18 protein-coding genes and 1 riboswitch are annotated in these 22,855 nt (G+C 72.3%); of the genes, 15 read left to right on the top strand and 3 right to left on the bottom strand.

Annotated elements, in window-relative coordinates; translation table 11 throughout:
* Nucleotides 1-155 precede the first annotated feature (155 nt).
* Nucleotides 156-845 (bottom strand): class II aldolase/adducin family protein, encoded by a 690-nt coding sequence (locus ABCR94_RS23700; protein WP_347121941.1) that lies wholly within the window; start codon nucleotides 843-845, stop codon nucleotides 156-158.
* 286 nt (nucleotides 846-1,131) lie between these two features.
* On the opposite strand from ABCR94_RS23700, the gene ABCR94_RS23695 reads away from it, so the two are divergent.
* From ABCR94_RS23695 to cobI, 9 genes are all read left to right on the top strand, one after another.
* Complete coding sequence (locus tag ABCR94_RS23695; RefSeq protein WP_347121940.1) at nucleotides 1,132-2,382, top strand: inorganic phosphate transporter; 1,251 nt, start codon at nucleotides 1,132-1,134, stop codon at nucleotides 2,380-2,382.
* Between the two features lie 12 nt (nucleotides 2,383-2,394).
* Entirely contained in the window at nucleotides 2,395-2,619 is a 225-nt protein-coding gene (locus tag ABCR94_RS23690; protein WP_347121938.1) for a hypothetical protein, read from the top strand.
* A gap of 146 nt (nucleotides 2,620-2,765) precedes the next feature.
* Nucleotides 2,766-2,908: riboswitch (cobalamin riboswitch) on the top strand.
* Between the two features lie 117 nt (nucleotides 2,909-3,025).
* Complete coding sequence (locus ABCR94_RS23685) at nucleotides 3,026-4,018, top strand: cobalamin biosynthesis protein (RefSeq protein WP_347121937.1); 993 nt, start codon at nucleotides 3,026-3,028, stop codon at nucleotides 4,016-4,018.
* Between the two features lie 8 nt (nucleotides 4,019-4,026).
* Nucleotides 4,027-5,598 carry a cobyric acid synthase gene (locus ABCR94_RS23680; RefSeq protein WP_347122043.1) on the top strand — a complete coding sequence of 524 codons (1,572 nt, stop codon included), beginning with the start codon at nucleotides 4,027-4,029 and terminating at the stop codon, nucleotides 5,596-5,598.
* Nucleotides 5,595-9,275 (top strand): cobaltochelatase subunit CobN, encoded by a 3,681-nt coding sequence (cobN, locus tag ABCR94_RS23675; protein WP_347121935.1) that lies wholly within the window; start codon nucleotides 5,595-5,597, stop codon nucleotides 9,273-9,275. The genes ABCR94_RS23680 and cobN overlap by 4 nt, the downstream gene beginning before the upstream one ends.
* On the top strand, nucleotides 9,272-11,323 hold the full coding sequence (locus ABCR94_RS23670; RefSeq protein ID WP_347121933.1) for a putative cobaltochelatase: 2,052 nt from the start codon (nucleotides 9,272-9,274) through the stop codon (nucleotides 11,321-11,323). The genes cobN and ABCR94_RS23670 overlap by 4 nt, the downstream gene beginning before the upstream one ends.
* The gene (gene cobO, locus ABCR94_RS23665; protein ID WP_347121931.1) at nucleotides 11,323-11,922 is read left to right on the top strand and encodes a cob(I)yrinic acid a,c-diamide adenosyltransferase; all 600 of its coding nucleotides are present in this window, start codon (nucleotides 11,323-11,325) and stop codon (nucleotides 11,920-11,922) included. The genes ABCR94_RS23670 and cobO overlap by 1 nt, the downstream gene beginning before the upstream one ends.
* On the top strand, nucleotides 11,916-13,283 hold the full coding sequence (locus ABCR94_RS23660; RefSeq protein WP_347121930.1) for a cobyrinic acid a,c-diamide synthase CobB: 1,368 nt from the start codon (nucleotides 11,916-11,918) through the stop codon (nucleotides 13,281-13,283). Before cobO ends, ABCR94_RS23660 begins: the two co-directional genes overlap by 7 nt.
* Nucleotides 13,280-14,032 (top strand): precorrin-2 C(20)-methyltransferase, encoded by a 753-nt coding sequence (gene cobI / locus ABCR94_RS23655; protein ID WP_347121928.1) that lies wholly within the window; start codon nucleotides 13,280-13,282, stop codon nucleotides 14,030-14,032. Before ABCR94_RS23660 ends, cobI begins: the two co-directional genes overlap by 4 nt.
* 11 nt (nucleotides 14,033-14,043) lie before the next feature.
* On the opposite strand, the gene ABCR94_RS23650 is transcribed toward cobI, so the two are convergent.
* Nucleotides 14,044-14,766 (bottom strand): ZIP family metal transporter, encoded by a 723-nt coding sequence (locus ABCR94_RS23650; protein WP_347121926.1) that lies wholly within the window; start codon nucleotides 14,764-14,766, stop codon nucleotides 14,044-14,046.
* 238 nt (nucleotides 14,767-15,004) lie between these two features.
* On the opposite strand from ABCR94_RS23650, the gene cobM reads away from it, so the two are divergent.
* From cobM to cobC, 6 genes are read left to right on the top strand one after another with little or no spacing between them, the layout of a single operon-like run.
* A complete protein-coding gene (gene cobM, locus ABCR94_RS23645) occupies nucleotides 15,005-15,868 on the top strand; it encodes a precorrin-4 C(11)-methyltransferase (protein WP_347121924.1) in 864 nt (287 codons plus the stop codon).
* Nucleotides 15,865-17,178 carry a precorrin-6y C5,15-methyltransferase (decarboxylating) subunit CbiE gene (gene cbiE / locus ABCR94_RS23640; protein WP_347121923.1) on the top strand — a complete coding sequence of 438 codons (1,314 nt, stop codon included), beginning with the start codon at nucleotides 15,865-15,867 and terminating at the stop codon, nucleotides 17,176-17,178. Before cobM ends, cbiE begins: the two co-directional genes overlap by 4 nt.
* A complete protein-coding gene (cobJ, locus tag ABCR94_RS23635) occupies nucleotides 17,175-18,923 on the top strand; it encodes a precorrin-3B C(17)-methyltransferase (protein WP_347121921.1) in 1,749 nt (582 codons plus the stop codon). The genes cbiE and cobJ overlap by 4 nt, the downstream gene beginning before the upstream one ends.
* Nucleotides 18,923-19,537: a precorrin-8X methylmutase gene (locus tag ABCR94_RS23630; RefSeq protein WP_347121919.1), complete on the top strand. Its 615-nt coding sequence runs from the start codon at nucleotides 18,923-18,925 to the stop codon at nucleotides 19,535-19,537. Before cobJ ends, ABCR94_RS23630 begins: the two co-directional genes overlap by 1 nt.
* Entirely contained in the window at nucleotides 19,534-20,463 is a 930-nt protein-coding gene (locus ABCR94_RS23625; protein ID WP_347121917.1) for a sirohydrochlorin chelatase, read from the top strand. The genes ABCR94_RS23630 and ABCR94_RS23625 overlap by 4 nt, the downstream gene beginning before the upstream one ends.
* Nucleotides 20,447-21,505 carry an Rv2231c family histidinol phosphate aminotransferase CobC gene (gene cobC, locus ABCR94_RS23620; protein WP_347121916.1) on the top strand — a complete coding sequence of 353 codons (1,059 nt, stop codon included), beginning with the start codon at nucleotides 20,447-20,449 and terminating at the stop codon, nucleotides 21,503-21,505. Before ABCR94_RS23625 ends, cobC begins: the two co-directional genes overlap by 17 nt.
* Nucleotides 21,506-21,703: 198 nt before the next feature.
* Here cobC and ABCR94_RS23615 read toward each other — a convergent pair whose 3' ends face one another.
* A complete protein-coding gene (locus ABCR94_RS23615) occupies nucleotides 21,704-22,645 on the bottom strand; it encodes an SCO1860 family LAETG-anchored protein (RefSeq protein ID WP_347121914.1) in 942 nt (313 codons plus the stop codon).
* Nucleotides 22,646-22,855: the final 210 nt, after the last annotated feature.

The following is a 22,855-nucleotide window of genomic DNA, read 5'->3' as shown; positions in this document are numbered from 1 at the left end:
GCCTGTCCGCCAGGCGTCAGCGCCCGCGCCTGCGCCCACCCGTCCGCCCCGCCGCCCGCGCCAGTCCGTCCGCCAGGCGTCCTCGCCCGCACTCGCCCCGCCGCCAAGCGTCCTCGCCCGTCCGCCAAGCGCCCTCGCCCGTACTCGTCGCGTGGTCAGCCGCGCTGCCCGTAGCCCTTGAACTTCTCTGCCACCTCATGCAGTTGGGCACTGCTGAGCAGACTCGGCGTACGGCCGGGGACCGAGCTCGCGGTGAGCCAGAGCCGGCACATCCACTCCAGCTGCGCGGTGCGGTCGTAGGCCTGGTCGAGGGAGTCCCCGTAGGTCACGGTCCCGTGGTTCTGGAGGAGGCAGCCGGAGCGGTCGCGCAGGGCTTCGAGCATGTTCCGCGCCAGTTCCGCGCTGCCGTAGGTCGCGTACGGCGCCGTACGGACGGGGCCGCCGAGGGCCGCGGCCATGTAGTGCACCAGCGGCAGCTCGTGGACGAGGGTGGAGACGGCCGTGGCGTGCACGGCGTGGGTGTGCACCACCGCGGTGGCGCCGGTGCTGCGGTAGATCGCGAGGTGCATCGGCAGTTCGCTGGTTGGCTTGAGGTCGCCGAGAGCCCGGTTGCCGTCCAGATCGACGGCCACGGCGTCCTGCGGGCCGAGCCGGTCGTACGGCACTCCGCTCGGGGTGACCAGGACGAGATCGCCGACCCGCACCGAGACATTGCCCGAGGTGCCGACGACCAGCCCCTCGGTCACGCTCCTGCGGGCGGTGGCCACCAGGTCGTCCCAGGCCCGCTCGATCTCACCGCGCCGCTCTTCCCGCTCGTCCCGCTCGTCCCGCCGCTGCTCAGCCATGCCGCGATCCTGCCAGGCGCCGCTGCCGGGCGGGCAGGGAGCCGCGAACGCTGCCGGATAGAGGTTTGCCGGGTGACCAGGATCTCTTCAACGGGTCGCGGGAGGGGGTTGTCGGCTTCGCGAGGGGCCGGTGCCCGGTGTGTGGCGCCGTCCAGGCCCGGCCGGACACAACCGGAGCGCCAGGACCGCGTTTTGGGTCACCGCACCGCCCGCCCCAGTTCATCTTCCGTTCACTCAGGTTGCCTACGTTCCACGTGCCACTGACCTCAAACGATTGCCTGGGTAAATGGAAAACATCACGCTTCTCCTTGGGATCGTGATCGTAACCGCTCTCGTGTTCGATTTCACGAACGGTTTCCACGACACTGCCAACGCGATGGCGACCACCATTTCGACTGGCGCGCTCAAACCCAAGACGGCGGTGGCCATGTCCGCCGTTCTCAACCTCGTCGGTGCTTTCCTGTCTGTTGAGGTCGCCAAAACGATCTCCGGCGGGCTCGTCAACGAGAGCGGCATCACCACGGAAGTCATCTTCGCGGCGCTGGTAGGCGCGATCCTCTGGAACCTGCTGACCTGGCTGATCGGCCTGCCGTCCAGTTCCTCCCACGCACTCTTCGGCGGCCTCATCGGCGCCACCCTGATGTCGGTCGGCGCCTCCGGTGTCAACGGCAGCGTTGTCCTCACCAAGATTCTGCTGCCCGCCGTCGCCGCGCCGGTCGTCGCCGGTCTGGCCGCGCTGCTGGCCACGAAGCTGACGTACAAGCTCGCGAAGAAGACCGACGAGAAGGCCACCGCCAAGGGGTACCGGGCGGGCCAGATCGCCTCCGCCGGTCTGGTCTCGCTGGCCCACGGCACCAATGACGCGCAGAAGACGATGGGCATCATCACCCTCGCCCTCGTCACCGGAAACGTCCTCGCCCCCGGCTCCAACCCGCCGCTGTGGGTCATCGTCTCCGCCGGTGTGGCGATCGCGCTGGGCACCTACCTGGGCGGCTGGCGCATCATCCGCACCATGGGCAAGGGCCTCACCGAGCTGCGTCCGCCGCAGGGCTTCGCCTCCCAGACCAGTGCCGCCACGGTCATTCTGGCCTCCTCGCACCTCGGCTTCTCCCTCTCCACCACCCAGGTCTGCTCCGGCTCCGTGATGGGCGCCGGCCTCGGCCGCAAGGGCGGCGTGGTCCGCTGGTCCACGGCGACCCGGATGTTCGTCGCCTGGGGCCTGACCCTGCCGGCCGCCGGTCTGGTCGCCGCGTGCGCGGAGTTCCTGACCAAGCAGGGCCCCTGGGGCATCGCCGCAGTCGCCGCCTTGCTCGTCGCGGGCTCCGGGATCATCTGGTCGCTCTCGCGCCGCCAGCCGGTCGACCACACCAACGTCACCAACGACGAGCTCCACGAGCCCGCGGGCGTCGTGACCACCGCCATCGCGGCCGTCAGCCCGCCCCCCATCGGTGGCCCCGCCACCGCCGACAGCCTGAAGACCACCATCCCGGCCCCGGCCGCGAGCGTCACCGAGCCGGCCCGCCCGGCCACGGTGTAAGGACGAATCAGCATGAAAATCGACTGGGTAGCCCTCGGCACCGTATTCGGCGTGAGCCTTGTCGTCACCGTCGCGCTCGTGGGTCTGTTCACCCTCGGTATCGTCGGACTGTCCAAGCAGGCAGCGGCCACCGCGCAGGGCGGCGGAGCCGTCTCCCTGGCCCGCACCGGCGCGTACGCGTGCTTCGCGCTGTGCGTGGGCGCCGTGGCGTACGGGATCTTCCTGATCGTCGCCTGACCCCTCCGCGCCCTCGGGCCGCCTCCGGCGCCCGCCACCCGCAACCGCCCCGCAACGCCCCGTGACAGGCCCCGCCCGGCCCGCCGCGGGGCGGTTTCTGTGTGCCCCGACACACTCTCCCGTCGCAGGTCAACAGCAAGTTGACGGCATTCGCGGAGCGTGGTGGACTGCCCGAGCCAATTACGGCGGCAGGAGAGGAAGTCCGGTGCGAATCCGGCGCGGTCCCGCCACTGTCACCGGGGAGACACCCACCCCGGAAGCCAGGAACTCTCACCGCCGGTCACGTCGAACCAGGGCGCGGACCCTGAGTGAGGACATACCGCCATGCCCGGCTGCCCCTCCCCCATACCTGTGATTGCTCCAGTGCGTACCCGCGCGCTTCCAGGCGCTGCGACCTGCTGACCCCATGCGTGCCGATCGCATTTTTGCGTACGGCGCCACGGCCGGCCTGCTCGGCGACCTCGTTCTCGGCGATCCCCGCCGGGGGCATCCGGTCGCCGCGTTCGGGCGGGCCGCGGGCGCGGTCGAGGCGGCCTTGTGGCGTGACCACCGCGGGTGGGGCGCGCTGCACGCCCTGGTGTGCGCCGGGGGCGCGACGGGCGCCGCCGCGCTGGCCGCGCACGCCCTGCGCCGTCGCCCCGCCGCGGCTTTGGCGCTGACTGCCGCCACCACCTGGGCCGTCGTCGGGGGGACCTCGCTCGGCCGTGAGGCGCGGGCCATCGGCTGTGCCCTGGAGGCCGGGGACATCGAGGTGGCCCGCGAACGCCTCCCCCACCTGTGCGGACGCGACCCGCAGTCCCTGGACGCCGCGCAAATCGCCCGCGCCGTTGTCGAGTCCGTCGCCGAGAACACCTCGGACGCGGTGGTCGGCGCCCTCGTCTGGGGTGCGCTGGGCGGCGTACCCGGCCTGGTGGGGTTCCGTGCCGTGAACACGCTGGACGCCATGGTGGGCCACAAATCGGCCAAGTACCTGCGGTACGGGTGGGCCTCCGCGCGCCTCGACGACGTGGCGGGCTGGCCCGGAGCCCGGCTGACCGCCGCACTCGCGGCGCTGGCCGGCGACGACACCCGGGGTGCGGTACGGGCCTGGCGCGCGGACGCTTCGAAGCACCCCAGCCCCAACGCGGGCCCGGTGGAAGCCTCTTTCGCGGGGGCGCTCGGTGTGCGGCTCGGCGGCACGCTCTCGTACGCGGGACGGGTCGAGCACCGGCCCGTGCTCAACGCCACCGGCCGGCCCGTCGGCGCCGGGGACATCGAGCGGGCGGCCCGGCTGTCCCGGCGCGTCGGTGCGCTGGCCCTGGTGACGGCCGTCGCGGGGCGTCTCGCCTTCGGTGCGCTGCGCGCGGCCGACCGCAGGAGCAGCAGGAGCAGGATCCGTAACCCGAAGGGACACGTATGAAGGACCAGTTGGGGGGCGGTCTGCTCGTCGCGGGGACCACCTCCGACGCCGGCAAGAGCGTCGTGACCGCCGGGATCTGCCGGTGGCTCGTACGCAAGGGTGTGAAGGTCGCCCCCTTCAAGGCCCAGAACATGTCGCTGAACTCCTTCGTCACCCGCGGGGGCGCGGAGATCGGCCGGGCCCAGGCCATGCAGGCCCAGGCGGCCCGCGTCGAGCCGACCGCGCTCATGAACCCGGTGCTGCTCAAGCCCGGCAGCGATCGCTCCAGCCAGGTCGTCCTGCTGGGCAAGGCCGTGGGCGAGATGAGTGCCCGTGGGTTCTTCGGGGGGTCCGGGGGGGCGTCCCCCGGGAATGCGCTGCACGGGGGCAGGCAGGAATCGCTGCTCGGTGTTGTGACGGACTGTCTGAAGGAACTGCGCGGCACGTACGACGCGGTGATCTGCGAGGGCGCGGGCAGCCCCGCCGAGATCAATCTGCGGCGTACCGACATCGTCAACATGGGTATCGCGCGGGCCGCGCAGTTCCCCGTGGTCGTCGTCGGCGACATCGACCGGGGCGGTGTGTTCGCCTCCTTCTTCGGTACGACCGCGCTGCTCTGTGCCGAGGACCAGAAGCTGGTCGCCGGATACCTGATCAACAAGTTCCGCGGCGATGTGTCGCTCCTCGAACCCGGCCTGGACATGCTGGAGGGCCTGACGGGACGGCGGACCTACGGCGTGCTGCCGTTCACCCACGGTCTGGGCATCGACGAGGAGGACGGACTGCGGGTTTCGATGCGTGGCGCCGTACGCGAGTCCGTCGTCGCACCGCCCTTCGGCGAGGACGTCCTGCGCGTCGCCGTGTGCGCGGTGCCCCTCATGTCGAACTTCACCGACGTGGACGCGCTGGCCGCCGAACCGGGCGTCGTCGTGCGGTTCGTGGACCGGGCCGAGGAGCTCGTCGACGCCGACCTGGTGATCGTGCCGGGGACGCGCGGAACGGTCCGTGCCCTGCAGTGGCTGCGCGAGCGAGGGCTCGCCGACGCACTGGCCAGGCGGGCCGCGGAAGGCCGTCCGGTGCTCGGCATCTGCGGCGGTTACCAGCTGCTCGGCCGGCACATCGAGGACCACGTCGAATCACGCGCGGGATCCGTCGAAGGGCTGGGGCTGCTCCCGGTGCGGGTGCGGTTCGCCGTCGAGAAGACCCTCGCGCGGCCCGTCGGGACCGCGCTGGGCGAGCCCGTCGAGGGCTACGAGATCCATCACGGCGTCGCCGAAGTGCTCGGCGGCGAAGGGTTCCTCACCGACGACCGGGGGCATGCCTTGGACGGCTGCCGGGCCGGCGCGGTCTGGGGCACCCACTGGCACGGGTCGTTGGAGAGCGACGCCTTCCGGCGCGCGTTCCTGCGCGAAGTGGCCACCGCCGCCGGACGACGCTTCGTACCGGCACCCGACACTTCCTTCGAGGCGCTGCGCGAGGAGCAGCTCGACCGCCTCGGAGACCTCATCGAAGAACACGCGGATACGGACGCGCTGCTGCGGCTGATCGAGTCGGGCGCGCCGGCAGGACTTCCCTTTATCGCACCTGGAGCGCCCGCATGAGCACCGTGCTGTTGTTGTCCACCGCCGATACGGATCTGCTGGCGGCGCGCGCCTCCGGCGCCCCGTACCGGATCGGCAACCCGACCCGAATCGACGCGGCCACGGAGCTGCCCGCGCTGATCGAGAGCGCCTCGGTGGCCGTCGTACGGCTGCTGGGCGGGAAGCGGGCCTGGGAGGACGGGCTCGCCGTCCTCAAGTCGTCCGGCATTCCGACGGTGCTGCTCGGCGGGGAGGCCGTGCCGGACGCCGAGTTGATGGCCGATTCGACCGTGCACGCGGGCGCGGTCGCGGAGGCGCTGCGCTACCTCGTCGAGGGCGGCACGGGCAACCTGGCCGAGCTGGCGGCGTTCCTCACCCAGGACGTCCTGCTCGGCGGGCACGGGCGCGCCGAGGACGCGCCGGAGCGGCGCAGCGCGGAGCCGCAGAAGATGCCCGAGTGGGGTGTGCACGGCGCGCGGGAGTGGGTCGATGGCCGGCCTGCCATCGGTGTGCTGTTCTACCGGGCGCACGAGCTGTCCGGGAACACCTCCTTCGTCGACGTACTGTGCGAGCAGATCGAGGCCCAGGGGGCCAACGCCCTTCCGGTGTACTGTGGTTCGCTGCGCAGCGCCGACCCCGAGCTGTATGAGGTGCTGGGCAGGACCGACGCCCTGGTCGCCACCGTCCTCGCGGCGGGCGGCACCCGGGCCAGTGACGCATCGGCCGGCGGTGACGACGAGGCGTGGGACATCGGCGCGCTCGCCGACCTCGACGTGCCGGTGCTCCAGGGGCTCTGTCTGACGTCCTCGCGTGCCACGTGGGACGCGTCGGACGCCGCGCTGTCGCCGATGGACGCCGCGATGCAGGTCGCCATCCCCGAGTTCGACGGCCGGCTCATCACCGTGCCGTTCTCCTTCAAGGAGCAGGGCGAGGGCGACGTACCGGTGTACGTCGCTGACCCCGAGCGGGCCGCCCGGGTCGCCGGGATCGCCGTACGGCACGCCAAGCTGGCGCACAAGCCGAACGCGGACAAGAAGCTCGCGATCGTCTTCACGGCGTACCCGACGAAACACTCGCGGGTCGGCAACGCGGTCGGCCTCGACACGCCCGCGTCCGCGATCCGGGTGCTCGATGCCCTGCGCGACGCCGGTTACGGCGTGGACGGGCACCCCGACAACGGTGACGAGCTGATCCACCGGCTCATCAGCGCAGGCGGCCACGACGTGGAGTGGCTGACCGAGGAGCAGCTCGCGGCGGCCCCCGCGCGCGTGCCGCTCGCCGACTACCAGCAGTGGTTCGACAAGCTTCGGCCGGAGCTGCGCGACGGGATGCTGGAGCACTGGGGCGAGGCGCCTGGCCAGTTGTACATCGACGGGGACGACATCGTCCTGGCGTCGCTGCAGTTCGGCAATGTCGTCGTGATGATCCAGCCGCCGCGCGGCTTCGGCGAGAACCCGATCGCGATCTACCACGACCCCGACATGCCGCCCTCGCATCACTACATGGCGGCGTACCGGTGGCTGGAAAACTCTTTTGGCGCCGACGCGATCGTGCACATGGGCAAGCACGGCACGATGGAGTGGCTGCCCGGCAAGGGCCTCGGTCTGTCGTCCGGCTGCGGGCCCGACGCCGTACTGGGTGATCTGCCGCTGATCTACCCGTTCATCGTCAACGACCCGGGCGAGGGCACCCAGGCCAAGCGCCGCGGCCACGCCACGGTCGTCGACCATCTGGTGCCGCCGATGGCGCGTGCGGACACCTACGGGGACCTCGCCAAGCTTGAGCAGCTGCTCGACGAGTACGCCCTGGTCAATGACCTCGACCCGACGAAGGCACCCGCGGTGCGGGCACAGATCTGGACGCTGGTGACGGCGGCCCAGCTGCATCACGACCTGCATCTCGAAGAGCAGCCCGACGACGGCGACTTCGACGCTTTCGTCATGCACGTCGACGGTTATCTGTGCGAGATCAAGGATGTGCAGATCCGTGACGGTCTGCACATCCTGGGCGGCGGCCCGGAGGCCGAGGCCCGGGTCAACCTGGTGCTGGCCGTGCTGCGCGCCTCACAGGTGTGGGGCGGCAAGGCCAACGCGCTGCCCGGTCTGCGAGCCTGTCTCGCCGAGCACTTCGGGCTCGTCGAGAAGGAGCTGCTCGGTGAGCCGGGCGCGCCGGTCAAGGTGACGGACGGGCTGAGTTCGCTGGTCGCGGGCCCCGCGCGGACCGGCGCCGACGCCATCGACCTCCTGGAGCAGCTGTGCCGGCGGCTCGCCGAGGGCATGGAGGAGCGCGGCTGGGAGAAGTCCACCGTGGCGCCCCTGGTGCGCGAGGTGCTCGGGTTCGAACTGCCCGACGCCGTGGCCGTGTTGGGCTTCGCATGCGACGAGGTCGTGCCGAGGCTGGCCCGTACGACCGACGAGATCACCAATATCCTGCACGCGCTCAAGGGCGGTTATGTACCCGCAGGCCCTTCCGGTTCACCGACCCGTGGCCTGGTCAACGTCCTGCCGACGGGCCGCAATTTCTACTCCGTGGACCCCAAGGCGATTCCGTCACGGCTGTCCTGGGAGGTCGGCCAGGCGCTGGCCGACTCGCTGGTGGCCCGCTATCTGGCCGACACCGGCGACTACCCCAAGTCGGTCGGCCTGACCGTGTGGGGTACGTCCGCGATGCGCACCCAGGGCGACGACATCGCGGAGATCCTGGCGCTCCTTGGCTGCCGCCCCGCCTGGGACGACGCCTCGCGCCGGGTCACCGGCTTCGAGATCGTGCCGCTGGACGAGCTGGGCCGGCCGCGCATCGATGTGACGGTACGCATCTCCGGCTTCTTCCGGGACGCCTTCCCGCACGTCATCGGGCTGCTCGACGACGCGGTACGGGCCGTAGCCGAGCTGGACGAGCCCGCCGACCGCAACTTCGTCCGGGCGCACGCGGCCGAGGACGAGGCCGAACACGGCGACCGCCGCCGCGCGACGTCACGCATCTTCGGCTCGAAGCCCGGCGCGTACGGGGCGGGCCTGCTGCCGCTGATCGACGCCAGGAACTGGCGCAGCGACGCCGACCTGGCCGAGGTGTACGCGGTGTGGGGCGGTTACGCGTACGGGCGCGGCCTCGACGGGCGGCAGGCGCGCGGGGACATGGAGACGGCGTTCCGCCGGATCGCGGTCGCGGCGAAAAATGTCGATACGCGTGAGCACGACCTGATGGACGCGGACGACTACTTCCAGTACCACGGCGGCATGGTCGCGATGGTGCGCCATCTGACGGGCGAGTCCCCCGAGGCGTACGTCGGCGACAGTGCGACGCCCAGCCAGGTGAAGACCCGCACGCTGGGCGAGGAGACGCACCGCGTGTTCCGGGCCCGGGTGGTCAACCCGCGCTGGATGGCGGCGATGCGGCGGCACGGCTACAAGGGCGCCTTCGAAATGGCGGCCACCGTGGACTACCTCTTCGGGTACGACGCGACGGCGGGTGTGGTCGACGACTGGATGTACGAGAAGTTGTCGAGCGAGTACGTCTTCGACCCCGAGAACAGCGCTTTCATGCGCAAGTCCAACCCCTGGGCCCTGCGGGGCATCACGGAGCGGCTCCTGGAGGCCGCCGAGCGCGGGCTGTGGGCGGAGCCGGACGCGCAGACGCTGGAGCGGCTTCGCGCGACGTATCTGGAACTTGAGGGCGACCTGGAGGGTGACGACGCATGAGCAACACGATTCACTACCCGTTCACCGCGATCGTCGGCATGGACGACCTGCGGCTCGGGCTGCTGCTGAACGCGGTGTCCCCCGCCGTGGGCGGTGTGCTCGTCCGTGGCGAGAAGGGCACCGCCAAGAGCACTGCGGTACGGGCCCTTTCGGCGCTCATGCCCGAGGTTCGGGTGGTCGCCGGGTGCCGGTTCTCCTGCGATCCCGCGTCGCCCGACCCGGCGTGTCCCGACGGCCCGCACGAGACCACCGGCGGCGTGTCGCGCGCCGCGCGGATGGTGGAGCTGCCCGTCGGGGCGTCCGAGGACAGGCTCGTCGGGGCGCTCGACATCGAGCGGGCGCTGTCGGAGGGCGTGAAGGCCTTCGAGCCGGGCCTGCTCGCCGACGCGCACCGGGGGATCCTGTACGTCGACGAAGTCAATCTACTGCATGACCACTTGGTGGACCTGCTGCTCGACGCCGCCGCCATGGGTGCGTCGTACGTCGAGCGCGAGGGCGTGTCCGTGCGGCACGCGGCGCGGTTCCTCCTGGTCGGGACCATGAACCCCGAAGAGGGCGAGCTGCGGCCGCAGTTGCTCGACCGGTTCGGGCTGACCGTGGAGGTTGCCGCCTCCCGTGAGACCGTCCAGCGTATGGAGGTCGTCCGCCGGCGCCTGGCGTACGAGGACGACCCCGCCGGGTTCGCCGCGAAGTGGGCGCACGAGGAGTCCGCGCTGCGGGCGCACATCGTGGCGGCGCGCGCCCTGCTGCCCGAGGTCAGGCTGGGCGACGGCGCGTTGCGGCAGATAGCGGCGACCTGCGCGGCCTTCGAGGTCGACGGCATGCGCGCCGACATTGTGATGGCCCGTACGGCGACGACGCTGGCCGCCTGGGCCGGGCGCACGGTCGTGCTGGCCGAGGACGTGCGGCAGGCGGCGCTGCTGGCGCTGCCGCACCGGCGCAGGCGCAATCCGTTCGACGCGCCGGGGCTCGACGAGGACAAGCTCGACGACACGCTGGAGCAGAACAGCAGCCCGGACGACGACGATCCGGACCCGGACGGACCCGGCGGGGGCGGGAAGCCGCCGCAGAGCGACGGGCCCGCTGACGGCGGTCCGCAGGACGGTGCTCCCGAGCAGAGCGAGTCCCCCGAGTCCCCTCAGGAGGGCGAGTCGCCCGCGCGGGCCGAGGAGACCGAGGCCGGCAAGCCGAAGGGATCGGCGGGCGGTGGCGAGCAGCCTGCCGCGCAGGCCTCCGAGCCATTCCGTACGAAGATGCTGAGCGTGCCCGGTCTCGGTGAGGGCGCGGCGGGGCGGCGTTCACGCGCGCGTACCGAGCACGGCAGGACGACCGGCGCCCGGCGGCCCCAAGGAGCGCTCACCAAGCTGCACCTGGCAGCGACCGTGCAGGCCGCAGCGCCGCATCAGCTGGCGCGCGGGCGCTCCGGGCGCGGTCTTGTGGTGCGCCGCGACGATCTGCGGCAAGCCAACCGGGAGGGGCGCGAGGGCAACCTTGTGCTCTTCGTCGTGGACGCCTCGGGCTCGATGGCCGCGCGGCAGCGCATGAGCGCCGTGAAGGGTGCGGTCCTTTCGCTGCTGCTCGACGCGTACCAGCGGCGCGACAAGGTCGGCCTGATCACCTTCCGCGGGAAGGACGCCGAGGTGGCGCTGCCCCCGACGTCGTCCGTGGAGGCGGCCGCCGCCCGCCTTGAGACCCTGCCCACGGGCGGCCGTACACCGCTCTCAGCGGGGCTGCTGAAGGCCCACGACGTACTGCGTGTGGAGCGGCTGCGTGACCCCTCGCGCCGTCCGCTGCTGCTTGTCATCACCGACGGGCGGGCGACGGGCGGGCCGGAGCCGGTCGCGAACGCGGCCCGCGCGGCCCAGCTGCACGCCGTGGAGGGCATCGCCTCGGTGGTCGTGGACTGCGAGTCCGGTCCCGTACGACTCGGTCTGGCCGGGGCACTCGCCCGCGATCTCGGCGGCAGCGCCGTCACACTCGACGAGCTGCGCGCCGACAGCATCGCCGGGCTCGTCAAGGACGTTCAAGGCTCCAGGAGGGCCGCTTAATGCCACAGGGACAGCCGTCCGTCGTACCGAACGACGGTCTCACCACCCGCCAGCGCCGCAACCGCCCCCTCGTCGTTGTCCACACGGGCATCGGCAAGGGCAAGTCGACGGCCGCCTTCGGTCTGGCGCTGCGCGCCTGGAACCAGGGCTGGCCGATCGGGGTGTTCCAGTTCGTCAAGTCGGCGAAGTGGAAGGTCGGCGAGGAGAACGCGCTGAAGGTCCTCGGTGCGAGCGGCGAGGGCGGGACCGTCGCCTGGCACAAGATGGGCGAGGGCTGGTCGTGGGTGCAGCGCGACGCGCAGCTCGACAACGAGGAGGCGGCGCGCGAGGGCTGGGAGCAGGTCAAGCGTGATCTGGCCGCCGAGACGTACCAGCTGTACGTGCTGGACGAGTTCGCGTATCCGATGCACTGGGGCTGGGTGGACACCGACGAGGTCATCCAGGTGCTGCGCGACCGTCCGGGCAACCAGCACGTCGTGATCACCGGGCGCAACGCGCCGCAGAGCCTGATCGACCACGCCGACCTGGTGACCGACATGTCGAAGGTCAAGCACCCGATGGACGCGGGCCAGAAGGGCCAGAGGGGCATCGAGTGGTAGCCAGGCTCGTCATTGCCGCGCCGTCGTCCGGCAGCGGCAAGACCACCGTCGCGACGGGCCTGATGGCGGCCTTCGCCGAGCGCGGGCTTTCCGTCTCCCCGCACAAGGTGGGTCCCGACTACATCGACCCGGGCTACCACGCGCTGGCGACCGGCCGTCCTGGGCGCAATCTCGACGCGTACCTGTGCGGTACGGAGCTGATCGCGCCGCTGTTCGCGCACGGCGCGGCGGGGTGCGACCTGGCGGTGGTCGAGGGCGTGATGGGCCTGTACGACGGCGCCGCGGGGCAGGGCGAGCTGGCCTCCACCGCGCAGGTGGCGCAGCTCCTTGGCGCGCCGGTGGTGCTGGTCGTGGACGCGTCGTCGCAGTCGCGGTCGGTGGCGGCGCTGGTGCACGGTTTCGCCTCCTGGGATCCGCGGGTGCGGATCGGCGGGGTGATCCTGAACAAGGTCGGCTCCGAGCGGCACGAGCAGTTGCTGCGCGAGGCGCTGGACGAGTCGGGCGTGCCGGTGCTCGGTGCGCTGCGGCGCGTCAAGCAGGTCCGGACGCCGTCACGGCACTTGGGCCTTGTGCCGGTGGCCGAGCGGCAGGCGGAGGCCGTGGAGGCGGTGGCCGCCCTTGCCGAGCAGGTGCGGTCCGGGTGCGACCTGGAGGCGCTCCTTGCGCTGGCGCGCAGTGCGCCCCCGCTGGCTGGGGACGCGTGGGATCCGATGGGCGTCGCGGGCGGCGGTCGGGACGGGCTGAGTGCGGAGAGCGGTCGGCGGCCCGTGGTCGCCGTCGCTGCCGGGGCCGCGTTCACCTTCTCCTACGCCGAGCACGGTGAGCTGCTCGCCGCCGCCGGTGCCGAGGTGGTGCCCTTTGATCCGCTGCGGGACGAGGCGCTCCCCGAGGGGGCGCGCGGTGTTGTCGTCGGGGGCGGGTTTCCCGAGGTGTACGCCCCCGAGCTGTCCGCCAATGAACCGCTCCGCAAGGCCGTTGCCGAGCTCGCGCTCTCCGGGGCGCCCGTGGCCGCCGAGTGCGCCGGGCTGCTGTACCTCGCGCGCTCCCTGGACGGGCAGCCGATGTGCGGGGTGCTGGACGCCGAGGCGCGGATGTCGGATCGGCTGACGCTGGGCTATCGGGAAGCGGTGGCGGTGTCGGACAGTGTGCTGGCCCCTACCGGGACGCGGCTGCGAGGGCACGAGTTCCACCGGACAGTGATCGAGCCCGGGGCGGGCGCGGCCCCCGCGTGGGGCATGCATCTGCCGGAGCGCCGGCTCGAAGGGTTCGTACAGGAGGGCGTGCATGCGAGTTATCTGCACACGCATTGGGCCGCCGAGCCCGGCATGGCCCGCAGATTCGTCGAAAGGTGTGCGCGATGAGCGGCAAGTTGACCGGCGTGGGTGTCGGGCCCGGTGACCCGGAGCTGGTGACCGTCAAGGGCGTCAACGCCCTGCGGGACGCGGCCGTCGTGGTCGTGCCCGTCATGGCCGCGCCCGACGGAACCGATGTGGGCGAGCCCGGCCGGGCCGAGGCGACGGTCCTGCACTACGTCGACGCGGCGAAGGTCGTCCGGGTGGTGTTCGCGCTCAACGAGCGCGAGGACCGGACCCGGCGTGAGGCCGCCTGGGACGCGGCGGGTTCGCGCGTCGCCGAACTGCTGCGTGCGCACGGCACGGTGGCGTTCGCGACGATCGGCGACCCCAATGTGTACTCGACGTTCACGTATCTCGCGCAGACCATCACCGCTCTGCTGCCGGGGACGGTCGTCGAGACCGTGCCGGGGATCACCGCCATGCAGGATCTCGCGGCGCGCAGTGGGGCGGTGCTCGCGGAGGGCACGGAGCCGCTGACCCTGGTGCCGGTCACCGCGGGTGCGGCCGTGCTGAAGGAGGCCCTGGAGGGGCCTGGCACGGTGGTGGCGTACAAGTTCGGGCGGCTGGCGGGCGAGGTGGCTACGGCGCTGCGGGAGACCGGCCGTACCGAGAGCGCGGTGTGGGGTTCGGCGCTCGGGCTGCCCGAGGAATCGATTCGCCCGGCCGCGGAACTCACCGGGGACGGCCCGTTGCCGTATCTGTCGACGCTCATCGCGCCGGCCAGGCGTGACGGTGGCCGCGGGGGCAAGCTGTGAGTCCCGGGCCCTCAGCCCGTCAGGCCCACCATCAGCCAGATGAAGACCACTCCGGCGACCGTGCACAGCAGCGTGGAGCGGGCCGGGTGGTCGTGGTGGGCCTCGGGCAGGATCTCGGCGGCGGCGAGATAGAGCAGGGCGCCGCCGAAGAACCCGAGATAGCTGCCGAGCAGTTCCTCCGGAAGGGTGAACAGCAGCGTCGACGCGGCGCCCACCACGGGGGCCAGCGCGTCCGCGACGAGCATCGCGACCGCCTTGCGGCGCTCGTTCCCGTACAGGCTGGTGAGCGTGTACGTATTGAAGCCGTCCGCGAAGTCATGGGTGATGACGGCGAGCGCGACGGTCGTGCCCATGCCGTCGCCGACCTGGAAGGCGGCGCCGATCGCGATGCCGTCCATCAGGCTGTGGCCGACCATCGCCGCCGCCGCGGTCAGGCCGACCTGGGGCACACGTTCCTCGCTCGCCCCGTGCGCCGCCTGGCGTACCGCGAGCAGCCGTTCCACCAGGTGGGCCACGAGGAAGCCGCCGACGAACAGCAGCAGGGCCCTCGGTACCCCGAAGAGATCCTTGCCCGCCGCGTCCAGCGCCTCGGGCAGCAGGTCCAGGCCGACGACGCCGAGCATCAGCCCGCCAGCCAGGCCCAGCACGAGGTGACGCCGGTCGGTGACACGCTGCGCCACCCACCCGCCGAACAGCGTCATGCAGAACGCGCCGAGCGCGACGAAGACGGCCATGTGCCCTTTCTAGGGGGTGCCCGGTCGATCTTCGCGGCGTCGCGGGGCGTGGCACGCACATCTGCCGCGGAGACCGACCGGACACGCCCTGGTCGATCAGCCCCTCACTTAGCCCCTCACTCCGCACATCCAAGATCCACCCCGTGCACCTGATTCACCGCGTGCACCTGATTCACCCCGTACGCACGATTCACCCCGTAGACCTGATTTTCTCCGTACCCGAGAGGACCCCTCACTCATGGCCGATGCACCCACCGGCAAGGTGACCTTCGTCGGTGCCGGCCCCGGCGCCGCGGATCTGCTGACGTTCCGCGCCGCGCGAGCCATCGCCGACGCCGATGTCGTGATCTGGGCGGCGAGCCTGGTCCAGGCCGAAATCCTGGAGCACGCGCGCGTGGGCGCCGAAATCCTGGACTCGGCTGCGATGTCCCTGGAGGACGTCGTCGCGGTGTACGAGCGGGCGGTGCGGGACGGGCTGAAGGTCGCCAGGGTGCACTCCGGCGATCCCGCCCTGTGGGGTGGCACCCAGGAGCAGGTCGACCGCTGTGACGACCTGGGCCTGGACGTCGAGATCGTGCCGGGTGTCTCGTCCTTCTCGGCGGTCGCCGCGATCGCGCAGCGCGAGCTGACGATTCCCGAGGTCGCGCAGTCCGTGATCCTGACCCGGCTTGGCGGCGGGAAGACGCCGATGCCGCCCGGCGAGGAGGTGCGGGAGTTCGCGCGGCACGGCACGACGATGGCCGTCTTCCTGTCGGCGGCCCGTTCCGGGCAGCTGACGGCGGAGCTGCTTGAGGGCGGCTATCCGACGGACACCCCGGTGATCGTCGCCTACCAGGTGACCTGGCCGGAGGAGCTGGTGCTGCCCTGCACCATCGCGACGCTGGAGGAGACGGTGAAGGAGCACAAGCTCTGGAAGCACACGCTCTTCCTGGTGGGCCCGGCCCTGTCCGCGTCCGGCACCCGCTCGCACCTCTACCACCCGGGCCACTTCCACGGTTTCCGGCGGGCCGACCGCGCGGCGAGGGCCGCACTTCGCGCGGAGAACGCGGAGAAGTCGTCGGGAAAGCCCCCGGCCGAACCGGCGCAGAAGTCCGGCTCATGACCTCATTCGCCATCACTGTCATCGGTACGGGGACGGGCGCACCGCTCGCCCCGGACGCCCGCGCCGCACTGGACGCCGCCGCTCTGGTGGTCGGCGGCCGGCGCCATCTGGACGCCGCCGCACTGCCCGAAGGGGCGGCCCGGCTGGTCCTCGGGCCGCTCGCGCCGGCGCTGGACGCCGTCGAGAAGCACCTGGCCGACTTCCCCGACCTCGGCATCGTGGTGCTTGCCTCCGGCGACCCCGGGTTTTTCGGGATCGTGCGGGCGCTGGCCGAGCGCTTCGATGCTGACGCCCTCGACGTACGGCCGGGGGCGCCTTCGGTCGCGGTCGCCTTCGCCAGGCTCGGGCTGCCGTGGGACGACGCGGTCGTCGTCAGCGCGCACGGGCGTGAGCTGCGTACCGCAGTCAACGTGTGCCGGGTGCACCCCAAGACGGCCGTCCTGACGGGTCCGGGCGCGGGGCCCGCGGAGCTGGGCGCCGCGCTGGCCCGTACCGGCATACCGCGCACCCTGGTCGTCGCTTCGGCGCTCGGTGACCCGGAGGGCGAGAGTGTGCTGCGTCTGTCCCCCGCCGAGGCGGCGGCGCGCGACTGGCCGGGGACGGTCAGCGTCGTGCTGTGCCTGGACGAGTCGCGGGCGCTGGCGCCGACACAGCGGACGGTGGCCGGGCAGGTCGCCGTGGCTTCCTCCTGGGCGTTGCCCGAGGAGGCGTTCGAGCACCGCGATTCGATGATCACCAAGTTCGAGGTGCGGGCCCTGGCGCTGGCCAGGCTCGGCCCGCGCCTCGGTGACCTGGTGTGGGACATCGGCGCCGGGTCGGGCTCGGTGGCCGTGGAGTGCGCCCGGCTCGGCGCCGCCACGATCGCCGTGGAGAAGACCTCCGACGGCATCGAACGCATCCGGGCAAATGCCGCCGCGCACGGCGTGGACGTGCAGACCCTGCACGGTGCCGCGCCGACGGTGCTGTCTCAGCTGCCCGATCCGGACGCGGTGTTCATCGGCGGCGGGGGGCGCGAACTGCCCGCCATCGTCGCCGCGTGCGCCCGGCGCGCACGGCGCACGGTCGTGGTCGCCCTCGCCGCGCTGGACCGGGTGCCCGAGGTCCGGGAGGCGCTGGCAGGCGCCGGCTTCGAGCCCGAGGGCGTACTGCTGCAGTCCTCGCGCCTCGCGCCGCTGCCCGGCGGCGTCACCCGGCTCGCGGCAGCCAACCCCGTTTTCCTGCTGTGGGGCCATCGCCCCACGGATTCCGCAATTCCCACAGCAGATTCCGCAGATTCCCCAGATTCCGCAATTGAAGGAGCAGTCGAGTGATCGGCCTTATCTCCGCCACGGCGGCAGGCGCCGTGGCCCGCGACCGGCTGGCCTCGGCCTGGCCCGCGCGCACCCGGGTCTACGAGGGACCGGTGCGGGAGGCCGTCGGGCGCGCCTTCGCGGAATGCGACCAGCTGGTGTGCTTCCTCGCGACGGGCGCGGTCGTCAGGCTGATCGCACCGCTCCTGAGGGACAAGGCGTCGGACCCCGGCGTCGTGTGCGTCGACGAGGCGCAGCGCCACGCGGTCTCGCTGATCGGCGGCCACGGCGGCGGCGCGAACGAGCTGGCGCTCGCGGTGTCCGAGGTGCTGCCCTGCGCCCCGGTCGTCACCACGGCGACCGACGCGATGGACATCCCGGGGCTCGACACGCTGGGCTGGCCGGTCGAAGGTGCGGTCGCCGCGGTGACGCGGGCGGCCCTGGACGGCTCCCCGGTGGCTCTCCACGCCGACGCCGTGTGGCCGCTGCCGGCGCTCCCGCCGAATGTGACCCCGAGTCCGGTCGCCGACGGCACGGCTGCCGGCACCGCAGCCGTGGGAGGGGCACATGCCGGGCCCGCCGTCCTGCGCGTCACCGATCTGCTCGTGGAGCCCGAAGCGCGGGAGGCCGTGCTGCGCCCGCCGTCGCTCGTCGTCGGGGTCGGCGCCAGCCGGGGCGCGTCCGTCGACGAGGTGCTCGGGCTCATAGAGGCCGCCCTGGCCGACGCCGGGCTTTCCGCCCGGTCCGTCGCCGCGCTCGCGACAGTCGACGCCAAGGCGGACGAAGCGGGCATCATGGAGGCCGCCGCGCGGCTCGGCGTCCCCCTGCGGACGTACGCCGCCGGGGAGTTGGCCGCCGTCGAGGTGCCCAATCCGTCGGGAGCGCCGCTCGCCGCCGTGGGGACGCCCTCCGTGGCGGAGGCCGCAGCGCTGGTCGGCGGGGGCGAACTGCTCGTACCCAAGCGGAAGTCGGCGCCCGAGGGGCGCGCGGCGATGGCCACCTGCGCCGTCGTGCGCAAGCGGCCGCGCGGGCGGCTCGCCGTGGTCGGGCTCGGGCCCGGCGCCAGGGACCTGCTCACCCCGCGGGCCCGCACGGAGATCCGGCGCGCGTCGGTGCTCGTCGGGCTCGACCAGTACGTCGACCAGATCAGGGACCTGCTGCGGCCCGGCACCCGGGTGCTCGAATCGGGCCTCGGCGCCGAGGAGGAGCGGGCCCGTACCGCCGTGGCGCAGGCCCGCGCGGGGCACGCCGTCGCGCTGATCGGCTCGGGTGACGCGGGCGTGTACGCCATGGCGTCGCCCGCGCTCGCCGAGGCGAGCGACGACATCGACGTCGTCGGCGTCCCCGGGGTGACGGCGGCCCTCGCGGCCGCCGCGATCCTGGGCGCGCCGCTCGGCCACGACCATGTCTCGATCAGCCTCTCCGACCTGCACACCCCGTGGGAGGTCATCGAGCGGCGGGTGCGGGCGGCGGCGGAGGCCGACATCGTCGTGACGTTCTACAACCCGCGCAGCCGGGGCCGCGACTGGCAGCTCCCCAAGGCGCTGTCGATCCTCGCGGAGCACCGCGAGCCGACGACGCCCGTCGGTGTCGTACGCAATGCATCGCGTCCCGACGGCACCAGCATCCTCACCACGCTCGCCGCACTCGACCCGACGATCGTCGACATGATGACCGTTGTGGTCGTCGGCAACACCGCGGCCCGTGAGATCGCGGGCCGCATGGTGACACCGCGCGGCTACCGCTGGCAGACGGAGGGCTCGTGATGACCCCGGACCGGATCGTTCACCCCATCGAGCAGGAGTCCTTCCGGCGGCTGCGCTCGCGCCTGGACACCTCGCACTTCCCGCCGCTCACCCGGGCCGTCGTGGAGCGGGTCATTCACTCCGCAGCGGACCTGGAGTACGCCACCGACTTGGTCTGCGACGAGAGCGCACTCGAAGCCGCGCACGCCGCCCTGCACGCCGGTGCGCCGGTCGTCGCGGACGTCGAGATGGTCGCGGCGGGCATCACCCGGCGCGAGACGGTATGCCGCCTCAAGGAGGCCACGGCGGGCCCGGGTCTCACCCGCAGCGCGCACGCGGTCAGGCTCGCGTACGAACAGGTGGGGCCCGGCGCCCTGTGGGTGATCGGCTGCGCCCCCACCGCCCTGGAGGAGCTGCTGCGCCTCGACGCGGCGCCCGCGCTCGTCATCGGCCTGCCCGTCGGTTTCGTCGGGGCCGCCGAGTCCAAGGCGGCGCTGCGCGCGAGCGGCCTGCCCGCCGTCAGCAACGTTTCCGAGAAGGGCGGGTCCGCGGTCGCCGCGGCCGCATTCAACGCCCTGCTCTACACGCCCCTCACCACTCCCCTCACCACCCCCCTCACCAAGGAGAACGTGTGACCACCGCACCCGCACTGCTCATCGCCGGCCACGGCACCCGCGACCAGGCGGGAGCCGGGGCCTTCCGGGACTTCGTCCAGGAGCTGGGTGCCCGCCACCCCGAGTTGCTGGTCGCCGGCGGCTTCATCGAACTGTCCCCGCCGCCGCTCGGCGACGCTGTCGCCGACCTGGTCGAGCGCGGTTCGAAACGTTTCGCGGCCGTCCCGCTGATGCTGGTCTCCGCCGGTCACGCCAAGGGCGACATCCCGGCGGCGCTGGCCCGCGAGAAGGAGCGCCACCCGGGGATCACCTACACGTACGGCCGTCCGCTGGGCCCGCATCCGGGCCTGATGGCCGTCCTGGAGCGCCGGGTCGAAGAGGTCATCGGTGAACTGGACCGCTCCGAGGTGACCGTGCTGCTGGTCGGCCGCGGCTCGACCGATCCGGATGCCAACGCCGAGGTGTTCAAGGCGGCACGACTGTTCTGGGAGGGGCGTGGGTACGCAGGTGTGGAAACCGCGTTCGTCTCGCTCGCCGCGCCCGACGTGCCGAGCGGACTCGACCGCTGCACCAGGCTCGGGGCCAAGCACATCGTGGTCCTGCCGTACTTCCTGTTCACCGGGATCCTGCCGGAACGGGTGCTGCTGCAGACACAGGACTGGGCCGGGGCGCACCCGGAGACCGGGGTGCGTTCGGCCGCGGTCATCGGCCCCACCGAGGAGCTGATGGACCTCGTGATGGAGCGCTACCGGGAGGCCGTCCAGGGCGACATCCGGATGAACTGCGACTCCTGCGTCTACCGCATCGCGCTGCCCGGCTTCGAGGACAAGGTGGGGGCGCTCCAACAGCCGCACTTCCACCCCGACGACGACGGGCACGACCATGGACATGGACACGGGCACGGACACGGGCAGCACCCACACGATAGCCATGCACACGCCCACTGACGCAGGTCACGACCTGCGTCATCACGGGGACGCCGAGGTCCGCGACGGGACCCTCGTCGACCTCGCGGTCAATGTCCGGGCGGACACCCCGCCCGCCTGGCTCAAGGAGCGCCTCGCCGCCTCCCTGGACACGCTCGCGGCCTACCCGGACGGGCGGGCCGCACGCGAGGCGGTCGCGCGACGGCACGGGCTGCCGGTCGAGCGGGTGCTGCTGACGGCGGGCGCGGCGGAGGCGTTCGTACTGCTCGCCCGCGCGCTGGCGGTACGCCGCCCGGTCGTCGTGCACCCGCAGTTCACCGAGCCCGAGGCGGCGCTGCGCGACGCGGGGCACGACGTCGGGCGAGTACTGCTGCGCGAGGCGGACGGCTTCCGGCTCGACCCGGCGGTCGTGCCCGAGGACGCGGACCTGGTGGTGATCGGCAATCCGACCAACCCGACATCCGTCATGCACCCGGCGGACACCATCGCCCTGCTGGCGCGTCCCGGGCGGACGCTGGTGGTCGACGAGGCGTTCATGGACGCGGTGCCCGGTGAGCCGCAGGCCCTGGCGGGCCGTACCGACGTGCCGGGCCTGGTGGTGCTGCGCAGCCTCACCAAGACTTGGGGCCTCGCCGGACTGCGCATCGGATACGTCCTGGCGGAGCCGGGGACGATCGGGACGCTGGAGCGCGCGCAGCCCCTGTGGCCGGTCTCCACGCCGGCGCTGATCGCCGCCGAGGCGTGCCTCGCGCCCCCGGCGCTCGCGGAGGCCACGCACGCCGCCCAGCGGGTCGCCGCGGACCGGGCCCATCTGCTGGCCGGGCTCGCGGAGTTCGACGAGGTACGGGCGGTGGAGGCGGCCGAGGGACCGTTCGTGCTGGTCCGGATGGAACGGGCCGACGAGGTACGAGTACGTCTGCGCGCCCTTGGCTTCGCGGTGCGGCGGGGGGACACGTTTCCGGGGCTGGGGTCCGAGTGGGTGCGGGTCGCGGTGCGGGACCGGGTGACTACGGGGCGGTTCCTTCAGGCGCTGGATCAGGCGTTGACACTGGTTGTGGGGTGAGGGGGGCGGGTGCGGGTTCGGGGTGCCTGCGGCGCTTTCCCCTACCCGCCCCTTCCCGAACTGGGGCTCCGCCCCAGACCTCGGTCCTCAAACGCCGGACGGCTGAAATGGGCGCAGCATCCGTAAACTCTCAGCCCGTCCGGCGCTTGAGGACCGAGGCCCGGGGCCGAGCCCCGGCCTCTGGCCCCCGCGCAGCGGTCAGCCCCGCTCGCGAGACCTCGCCCGTACCAGCACCAGCGCTCCGCTGCCCGCAGCCAACAAGGCGACCGCGCCGCCCGCGATGTACGGCGTCACTGAACTGCCGCCCGTCTCCGCGAGGTTCGACTCGGTCGGCGGGCCGGGCGCCGTCTGGGGCTTCACGCCAGGCTGCTCCTGCGGCTCTTCCTTCGGCTCCTCCGGCTTCGCCACGGGCGCCTTCGGCGACTCGCAGGTCGCGCCGGCCAGCGTGATGGTGCCCTCGACCTCGGCGACGTTCAGCTTGAGCGGGTTCACCGACACGTTGAGTTCGAGCGCGGTCGCCGCGGCCGTGCGCGAGGTGGTGCTCCGCTTCGACAGGTCGAGCGTGACCTCACCCACCGCGGGCACGTCGACCCGCGTGGTGCCACCGGCCGTCAGGGTGACCTTCTTGCCGAGCACCGTCACCGCGCCCAGCACATTGGACTCGGCGACGGGCTTCTTGCCCGCCTCGCACAGCGCCCTCGACGTGACCTTCTCGACCTCGATGAGAGAGAGCAGCGGCAGCCCGGGCACGTGCACCTTGGCGTGCGCGAGGTTGACGTACCCCTCGGCCTTGTGCGCGTCGGCGGTCGCTCTCGCCGTGGCCACATCGGCGCGCAGCACGCTGACCGCACCGCCCTGCCCGACACCGTCCAGGGATACCGTCAGCGCGGTCTTCTCGGCGCTCGCCGGGGCCTGCACCTCGTTGAGGGCGGTCCTGAGCGGCACATTGACGGTCTTGTTGAGCAGCGACACATCGAGCCCGGTGCGGAGCACGACGGCGCTCGCCTTCCCGTCGCTGCCTCCGGTGGCGTACGCCGGGACAGCGGCGGCGAACAGCACCGCGGGGCCCGCGGCAAGTGCGACGGCCGTCGCGACGACGGCGCAACGGCGCGCGGGCATGCTGAAGAAAGAGCTGTTCAAGGTGGCGGAACCCCCACAAGTGACATGGCGTCGTCCGGCACCCGCCAATGGGGGACATCGTAGGTACCGGCGACCGAGACACCGGAATCTTTACGCACTTAGGGTGAACAGGCAGCAACCTGGCGTGAGTTCACCCCAAAGGGGGGTTTCCGTGCCTGCATTCGAATCTGTCGGTACAAATCTTCCCGTGCGCCTCGTGCGCAACGGCGA

It is taken from the genome of Streptomyces changchenzhani, assembly GCF_039766235.1.
Taxonomy (GTDB): domain Bacteria; phylum Actinomycetota; class Actinomycetes; order Streptomycetales; family Streptomycetaceae; genus Streptomyces.
The sequence above is the reverse complement of the archived record's forward strand: the minus strand, read 5'-3'. Positions and strand labels throughout refer to the sequence as shown.

Bases quoted from the DNA above. Each gene is read 5' to 3' on its own strand.
- ABCR94_RS23690 (WP_347121938.1), top strand. From the start codon at position 2,395: ATGAAAATCGACTGGGTAGCCCTCGGCACCGTATTCGGCGTGAGCCTT.
- cobO (WP_347121931.1), top strand. From the start codon at position 11,323: ATGCCACAGGGACAGCCGTCCGTCGTACCGAACGACGGTCTCACCACC.
- ABCR94_RS23695 (WP_347121940.1), top strand. From the start codon at position 1,132: ATGGAAAACATCACGCTTCTCCTTGGGATCGTGATCGTAACCGCTCTC.
- cobI (WP_347121928.1), top strand. From the start codon at position 13,280: ATGAGCGGCAAGTTGACCGGCGTGGGTGTCGGGCCCGGTGACCCGGAG.
- ABCR94_RS23650 (WP_347121926.1), bottom strand. From the start codon at position 14,766: ATGGCCGTCTTCGTCGCGCTCGGCGCGTTCTGCATGACGCTGTTCGGC.
- ABCR94_RS23685 (WP_347121937.1), top strand. From the start codon at position 3,026: ATGCGTGCCGATCGCATTTTTGCGTACGGCGCCACGGCCGGCCTGCTC.
- cobN (WP_347121935.1), top strand. From the start codon at position 5,595: ATGAGCACCGTGCTGTTGTTGTCCACCGCCGATACGGATCTGCTGGCG.
- cobM (WP_347121924.1), top strand. From the start codon at position 15,005: ATGGCCGATGCACCCACCGGCAAGGTGACCTTCGTCGGTGCCGGCCCC.
- cbiE (WP_347121923.1), top strand. From the start codon at position 15,865: ATGACCTCATTCGCCATCACTGTCATCGGTACGGGGACGGGCGCACCG.
- ABCR94_RS23670 (WP_347121933.1), top strand. From the start codon at position 9,272: ATGAGCAACACGATTCACTACCCGTTCACCGCGATCGTCGGCATGGAC.
- ABCR94_RS23700 (WP_347121941.1), bottom strand. From the start codon at position 845: ATGGCTGAGCAGCGGCGGGACGAGCGGGACGAGCGGGAAGAGCGGCGC.
- ABCR94_RS23630 (WP_347121919.1), top strand. From the start codon at position 18,923: ATGACCCCGGACCGGATCGTTCACCCCATCGAGCAGGAGTCCTTCCGG.
- cobC (WP_347121916.1), top strand. From the start codon at position 20,447: ATGCACACGCCCACTGACGCAGGTCACGACCTGCGTCATCACGGGGAC.